The following is a 1,633-nucleotide window of genomic DNA, read 5'->3' on the forward strand; positions in this document are numbered from 1 at the left end:
CCAATAGAGCGGTTCTTTTTTGGCTGTCGCCTTACCGCCCTCTCCCGTGTCTTGCATGCGCCAATAGGCTGAATAGTGGGCCAGGGTTGCCGTCGCAATCAGCAATGCAACCGTTATAAAGAATGGTTTATTCAGTTGAATCTTCATGGGTTCTTTCCTTCCGTGCGGTTACCGTGTGTTGCAGGGGACTGCTTTGCGTGGCTCTGCGGTAACAGCACTGAGCGGTTTGTCGGTAAGAGATAGTTCAGTTCGGCAAGGATTTTTAGCCGATCGACCTTGATGGTCAGGAAATCGATTTTGGCGTTCAGCTCGGCGATGCGGGCACGCACCGCTTCAGCAAAGTCGCCGTCATCGTTGTTATAGGCAGTCAGGGCAGCTTCGGCCTGCTCCGCCATTTGCGGCAGTAGCTGCTGGTCATAGAGTGTGCGGCGCTCATTCAGGCGCTGGATTTGCACAATGGTCGTGTCCAGCTCCGCCATTAACTTTCGCGCCATCAGTAGCTTGTCTGTTCGCAGTGCCTCAGCTCGGGAGGTAGCGGCGCTAACATCTTTATCCTGTCGATTGCCCGTGAAAAGCGGCAGATCAAATGTGACGCCGACCGAGAACAGATCGGCGCGATCCCGGCCCATGGGGTCATCGTCCCGATAGCCGTACTGGGCGGTGAGCCCCCACTCGGGCTTATACTTTTGCTGGGCCAATTCAACCCCGGTCTGCATAGCCTCGATACGTTGGTCAAAGGCCAATAACAGGGGATGCCGATTGATCTGTTCATAGAGCCAGCGATCATTGTGCGTCTGACCCATGCCTGGGGTTGGCTCATCACCCAATTTACTGGATAAGGTCCGCGCCAACGGCAGACTGGCTTGACCGCCAATCCACTCGGAGAGCCGCTGCTGGGCAGAATCCAGTTGTTGTCGCAACGCAGTCAGCCGATCATCCAGCCGGGTGAGTTCCAGTTTTGCCCGGATAATATCCTGCTGTCGGGCACGCCCCAGCGCGGAGGAATAACTGGCTTTGGTGGCATCCACCAGATGTTCAAACAGCGCACGATCCTGCTCAATTAAACGGATACTTTCCTGTGCCCGGTAGGCTTCCAGCCATAACTGAGTCACCGTCGCTGTCACCTTGTCCTGGCGATCCTGTCTGAGTAAGGGTTCCTGGGCCGCCAACTCCTGATTTTGGCGGCTGGTTAACGCCAGGCTATCGCCGCGCGGAAACATCTGACTAACACCCACAGTCAGTTGCGTCATCGGTTCCTGATTGATATCGAAGCTATCGGTTGGAAAGTTGGCCGCCATTAGGCTGACCTTGGGATCGGGCAGGGTTGAGGCGGAAATGGATTCACTGGTCAGTGCATCTTCCCGGTAGCGGCTGCCGTTCAGCCAGGGGTCGGAGGCAATCGCCTGTGCAATCGCCGCTTCCAAAGTCAACGTACCAACCTGGTCTTGATCCAGCTGTGTTTGGGCAAACTGTTCCTGGGCAACTTTTTCCTCGGCAAAAGCAGGAACCCCCACCAACAGGAACAATAATAAAAAACGCCATTGAATGTTCAGGGTGATACGTCCTATTGCTGATCGCGGCTGCTCACTGAAGCAAACACTTCAGCCGAACCGTCTTTTTTTAGCAACCACAC

1 protein-coding gene is annotated in these 1,633 nt (G+C 55.1%); it reads right to left on the reverse strand.

What is annotated here, in order from left to right; translation table 11 throughout:
• Nucleotides 1-143: 143 nt before the first annotated feature.
• On the reverse strand, nt 144-1,526 hold the full coding sequence (locus A3761_RS21095; protein ID WP_231881278.1) for a TolC family protein: 1,383 nt from the start codon (nt 1,524-1,526) through the stop codon (nt 144-146).
• Nucleotides 1,527-1,633 lie beyond the last annotated feature (107 nt).

Source organism: Oleiphilus sp. HI0123, from assembly GCF_001635315.1.